6 protein-coding genes and 1 tRNA gene are annotated in these 5254 nt (G+C 58.8%); 6 read left to right on the forward strand and 1 reads right to left on the reverse strand.

The features are described from left to right. Positions 1-9 precede the first annotated feature (9 nt). Positions 10-96 (reverse strand) — tRNA-Leu (locus ABJK70_RS19575). Between the two features lie 83 nt (positions 97-179). Here ABJK70_RS19575 and queA point away from each other — a divergent pair. From queA to ABJK70_RS19605, 6 genes are all read left to right on the forward strand, one after another. Further along, positions 180-1214, forward strand: coding sequence for a tRNA preQ1(34) S-adenosylmethionine ribosyltransferase-isomerase QueA (queA, locus tag ABJK70_RS19580; protein ID WP_077728031.1), 1035 nt, complete (start codon positions 180-182; stop codon positions 1212-1214). A gap of 40 nt (positions 1215-1254) precedes the next feature. Continuing rightward, complete coding sequence (locus tag ABJK70_RS19585; protein ID WP_077728032.1) at positions 1255-2361, forward strand: lysylphosphatidylglycerol synthase transmembrane domain-containing protein; 1107 nt, start codon at positions 1255-1257, stop codon at positions 2359-2361. Positions 2362-2368: 7 nt separating this feature from the next. After that, a complete protein-coding gene (locus ABJK70_RS19590; RefSeq protein ID WP_086133576.1) occupies positions 2369-2791 on the forward strand; it encodes an HIT domain-containing protein in 423 nt (140 codons plus the stop codon). Positions 2792-2795: 4 nt separating this feature from the next. Continuing rightward, positions 2796-3050, forward strand: coding sequence for a YkgJ family cysteine cluster protein (locus ABJK70_RS19595; protein ID WP_077728034.1), 255 nt, complete (start codon positions 2796-2798; stop codon positions 3048-3050). A 71-nt stretch (positions 3051-3121) separates the two neighbouring features. After that, complete coding sequence (locus ABJK70_RS19600; protein ID WP_156879526.1) at positions 3122-4690, forward strand: FAD-dependent oxidoreductase; 1569 nt, start codon at positions 3122-3124, stop codon at positions 4688-4690. Positions 4691-4723: 33 nt separating this feature from the next. Beyond that, a partial coding sequence (locus tag ABJK70_RS19605; RefSeq protein WP_347258836.1) for a polysaccharide pyruvyl transferase family protein occupies positions 4724-5254 on the forward strand: 531 nt, incomplete at its 3' end.

The following is a 5254-nucleotide window of genomic DNA, read 5'->3' on the forward strand; positions in this document are numbered from 1 at the left end:
TTTTTTAAGTGGTGCCGAGGGCGAGAATCGAACTCGCACTTGGTTTCCCAAACCAGATTTTGAGTCTGGCGCGTCTACCAGTTTCGCCACCTCGGCGCGAAAGCAGGCGAATTATAAAGAAATCTCTCTTAAAAAGCCACATACTGCATTCTTTTCTCCCCGACTGTTACCATCTGTCGATGCGTAAAAGTGATTTCTTTTTTGAGCTTCCCGAGGATCTGATCGCCCAGTACCCGCTACCGGAGCGTAGCGCCAGTCGGCTGCTGTGTTTGGATGGAACGACCGGCGAAATTGACGATCGTATGTTTATCGAGCTGCCGGAACTGCTTCGTGCGGGCGACCTTCTAGTCTTTAACGATACCAAAGTCATGCCGGCGCGGCTTTTTGGCCGCAAAGCGTCCGGAGGCAGGGTGGAGGTTTTGATCGAACGGGTGCTCGGTCCGAGTATGGGCTTGGCCCATGTGCGTGCAAGCAAGGCTCCGAAAGCGGGAACCGAAATTCTTCTCGAAGGCGGTTTTCGATGCACAGTTCAAGGACGGCAAGACGATTTGTTCCTGCTGATGCTTCTCGACGGTCGAACCGTCGATGAAGTCTTGAGCGCCGTTGGGCATATTCCTCTGCCGCCTTATATCGACCGGCCGGATTCGGTATACGATTGGGAACGTTATCAGACCGTGTTTGCGAAGGCGTCCGGTGCCGTAGCGGCGCCCACCGCCGGTCTGCATTTCGATGAAGCGATGCTGGAGCGCCTGGCTGCGAAGGGTATCGAGCGGGCTTTTGTGACGCTGCATGTGGGCAGCGGCACGTTTCAACCCTTGCGGGTGGATGAACTGGATCAGCACAAAATGCATTCGGAGCTTTGCGAGGTCGGTTCGGACGTGGTGGAAAAAGTTAACGAGGTTCGGCAGCGCGGGGGGCGGGTGATTGCCGTCGGAACAACCGTAGTGCGGACATTGGAGTCGGCCTCGCTTAAAGGGTCCCTGACTTCTTACAAAGGCGAGACGAATTTGTTTATTCGTCCGGGCTTCCACTTTCGTTGTGTCGATGCCATGGTTACAAATTTTCATCTTCCGGAATCCACCCTGTTGACCTTGGTGTGCGCTTTTGCCGGTTATTCCGAGGTTCTGGCGGCCTATCGGCACGCCGTAGAGCGCAAATACCGGTTTTTCAGTTACGGCGACGCGATGTTTGTCACGCACAAGCCGCATGCGTAACCGATAATACCCAGACCATCAATTTTTATGCGGAACCGGAATGGTCGCGAAGACGTCCGAGCTTCTTAAGCAGTTCAGCCCCGGGCGAATTCTGTTACCGGTCGTTTTGGGATTGGGTATCGTCGGCTACACGCTGTATGGCGAATGGGTCAAGAGCGGCCTTCCGATGGGCGAGGTGCTGGATCGTTTCGCCTGGACTTCGCGTTCGGTCTTCTGGATTGCTTTGGCGCTCCTGATGATGATGCTGCGCGATTTCGGCTACATGTGGCAATTGCGGATATTGACCGACCGTAAGCTGGAGTGGCGGACCTGTCTCGAAATAATCCTCCTTTGGGATTTCTTCGCCGCGGTTTCGCCATCCATGGTCGGCGGAGCCGCCGTTGCGGTGTTTATGCTGGTCAAAGAACAGATCAGCATCGGTCGCAGCACCGCGATCGTATTTACCACGGTTTTTCTCGATCAGGTGTTCTATACCTCGCTCCCTTTCTTCGCGAGCCTGTTCGTTCCTCAGGCCGACATTTTCGCGCCCTTGCACTACATTCGGTCGGAACTGCTCGGAACCAGCATGATGGTCGGGTTTTGGGTGGCTTGGGGTGGGCTGGTCGTCTACTTGATACTGCTTATTGCGGCATTGTTCGTAGCGCCGCACTGGATCAACTGGTGGCTGACCAGGCTGCTCATGCTACGGATGTTCCGCTTCTGGCGCTCGCGAGGCTTGCACATGGTCAACGACCTGCTCACGGCCTCGCGTGATTTGCGGGATAGGAAATCGATTTTCTGGTTTCAGGTTTGGGTGGCGACATCGCTTGCATGGATAGGCCGATATCTGGTCTTGAACTGCGTTCTTGCGGCTTTTTCCCCTGTGCCGATGACATTGTTCGATCATCTGCTCGCCATTGGTCGACAAGCCGTGTTATGGATAGTCATGGTTCTTTCGCCGACTCCCGGCAGCGCCGGCGTCGCCGAACTCGGTTTTTCCTGGCTGTTCGGGGATTTCGCCCCGGCTGGCGTGGCCCTGGGTCTGGCCATTCTGTGGCGGCTGATCAGCTACTATCCCTATTTGATCATCGGCGTGCCGGTCATGACGCGTTGGGTTAAGCGCGTGTATGGCTCCGATGTCCGGCAGCCGCGAATCGGTATCGATTGAGCCCTTTATGTTCGAATTGCATCCTCGTTTGTCGCAGGATTGTATTCAGTTAGGCCATTTTCCGTTGTGCCGGCTTTTGCTGATGAATGAGAACCGCTATCCGTGGTTCATCCTCGTTCCGGAGCGGGAAGAGCTTAGCGAGATTTATCAGTTGACGGATGAGGACCAGGTTCAGCTTATGCGGGAATCGTCCCACCTCTCCCGTACGCTGTCGGAGCTGTTTCGTGCCGATAAGATGAATATCGCCGCCATCGGCAATCTGGTGCCACAGCTTCACCTTCACCATGTGGTGCGCTATCGAGGCGATCCGGCGTGGCCCGGTCCGATTTGGGGTCGCTTCGATCCGTTGCCTTACGACGCACCTACTATCATGGAGATCAGGCGAAAGCTCGGAGCCGCGCCTTTGCAACATTTTGTCTTTTTCGATTGAGACCATGGACTGCCGGACCGGCTGCGGCGCCTGCTGCATCGCCATATCAATTTCCAGCCCGCTTCCCGGCATGCCCGAAGGCAAGCCGTCAGGCGTTCGGTGCATCCATCTGACCCCTGATTTTCGATGTGCCATTTTCGGGCAGCCCGGCCGTCCGGCTTGTTGCGCGGGACTGCAGCCGTCGCAGGAAATGTGCGGCAACAGCCGGGAAGAGGCGATCGCCTATCTGACCTGGCTGGAAGATGCGACGCTCCCGTAGTCCGCCGGCGAACCAGAACTCGCACCGTTCGCAACAGTCAATATCCAGGGAGTGAACGGAGGAGATCAGGCATGGAGGTTCTTCGCACGGATGTCGCCATCATCGGAGGAGGGCTTGGCGCCTGTGCTGCCGCCCTGGGCGCGGCCAGGGTGGGATATCGGGTCGTTCTGACCGAGGAAACGTACTGGATCGGCGGTCAGTTGACGAATCAGGCGGTTCCCCCGGACGAGCATCCGTGGATCGAGGAATTCGGCGCGACGGCCAGCTATAAGGCGCTGCGGGAAGGTATCCGCCAATACTACCGCGCGCACTTGCCGCTCACGCCGGTGGCAACGGCGGCGAAGCATCTCAATCCGGGCAACGGTTGGGTCAGCCGACTCTGCCACGATCCGCGCGTCGCGGTCGCGGTTCTCCATCAGATGATCGCCCCGTATCAACTCAGCGGCAAAATGTTCGTTATGCACCCCCATCGCCCGATTGACGCATGGACCCACGGTGATCGGGTGACCGGGGTGGTCGTCAGAGGTCTTGAATCCGGACGTGACACCCTGATCGAAGCATCTTATTTCATCGACGCGACTCCGCAGGGCGAGTTGCTCGCCCTGGCCGGAGTGGAACATGTGCTGGGCGCCGAATCCCGCGCCGAAACCGGCGAGCCCCACGCGTCCGAGATGGCCGATCCCAAGGATCAGCAGGCGATCACGGTTTGCTTCGCCATGGAGTACCTTCCCGGCGAGGACCACACTATCGATAAGCCACGGCAATACGAGCTGTGGCGTGATTACCGGCCGCCGGACTGGCCGGGGCGATTGCTCGGCTGGACTACGAGTCGGCCCGAAACCCACGAGCCGTTGACGCGTTTCTTGTTTGAGGCGGAGGACGGACGGCCCTGGTGGCACTTTCGTCGAATTTTGGATGTCACCAACTTCGAGCATGGCTTCGCGCCCAGCGACGTCAGCGTAGTCAATTGGCCCCAGAACGATTACTGGTTCGGACCGGTCTGCGGCGTCGACGAAGTGGAGCAGGCACGAAATCTGGAGGCCGCGCGGCAACTCAGCCTCAGTCTGCTTTACTGGCTCCAGACCGAAGCTCCGCGGCCGGACGGAGGAATCGGATATCGAGGGCTCCGCCTTCGCCGGGACGTGGTCGGCGGAACCGTCGACGGACTCGCGCCGGCGCCTTACATCCGGGAGTCCAGGCGCATCCGGGCCGAGTTCACCGTACTCGAACAGCACATCGCACATCCGCTCCGACCGGACGGCCCCGAATTTTTCGACGACTCGGTCGGCATCGGATGTTACCGCATCGATCTCCACCCCCGTACCAGCGGCGCTGGTTATCTGGACCTCGGCTGCTGGCCATTCCAGATTCCGCTCGGATCGTTGCTGCCGGTGCGCGTCGAAAACCTATTGCCCGGCGGCAAGAACCTGGGCGTGACGCACATCACGAACGGAGCTTATCGGGTACACCATGTCGAATGGAACGTGGGCGAGGCGGCGGGGCTGCTGGCGGCGTTCTGCCTTGAGCGCAAGGTTCCGCCGCGCTTCGTGAGAAGCCGCAAGGCACTGCTGGAAGATTTCCAATCCCTGCTTCGGCGGCAGGGAATCGCGCTCTCCTGGCCGTCGCTTTCGCCGCTTTGAGGTTTGGGGTGAGATGATTTTCGGAGACAGTCGATGGATCAGCAGAACCGACGATTCCGCATCGGCATTTCAGGATCCTACGGCGGGATGAATCTCGGCGACGAGGCCATTCTGGACGGCATAGCGAGCCAGTTGCGCCGGTCCATCGAGGCCGAGATCACGGTTTTTTCGCGGAACCCTGAGGATACGCTGAGCCGGCACAAGGTCGAGCGTGCTGTCCCGGTCCGGAACCTGACCCGGAAAGAAGTCAGCAGGGAAGTGGAGGGGCTCGATCTGTTTATCCTCGGTGGAGGCGGCATTCTTTACGATCGCGACGCCGAGACCTATTTGAGGGAAGTGTTTCTCGCGCATGAATTCGGGGTTCCTGTGGTCGTGTACGCGGTGAGCGCGGGGCCACTCACGGATTCGAGTGCGCGTAGCGCGGTACGCGAGGCTTTGAACCACGCGGCCATCATCACGGTGCGGGATCGCCAAGGTTATCGGCTGCTCGAAGACGTCGGGATCGATCGCGAGATTCATCTGACCGCCGATCCCGCTCTGCTCCTACGTCCGGAGCCGCTTCCG

The sequence above is a fragment of the Methylocaldum sp. genome, from assembly GCF_039794385.1.
In the GTDB taxonomy this organism is placed as follows: domain Bacteria; phylum Pseudomonadota; class Gammaproteobacteria; order Methylococcales; family Methylococcaceae; genus Methylocaldum.

What these genes read in the sequence shown, in the direction of transcription:
- ABJK70_RS19600 (WP_156879526.1), top strand. Translation starts at nt 3,122, where the DNA reads ATGGAGGTTCTTCGCACGGATGTCGCCATCATCGGAGGAGGGCTTGGC.
- ABJK70_RS19590 (WP_086133576.1), top strand. Translation starts at nt 2,369, where the DNA reads ATGTTCGAATTGCATCCTCGTTTGTCGCAGGATTGTATTCAGTTAGGC.
- queA (WP_077728031.1), top strand. Translation starts at nt 180, where the DNA reads ATGCGTAAAAGTGATTTCTTTTTTGAGCTTCCCGAGGATCTGATCGCC.
- ABJK70_RS19585 (WP_077728032.1), top strand. Translation starts at nt 1,255, where the DNA reads ATGGTCGCGAAGACGTCCGAGCTTCTTAAGCAGTTCAGCCCCGGGCGA.
- ABJK70_RS19595 (WP_077728034.1), top strand. Translation starts at nt 2,796, where the DNA reads ATGGACTGCCGGACCGGCTGCGGCGCCTGCTGCATCGCCATATCAATT.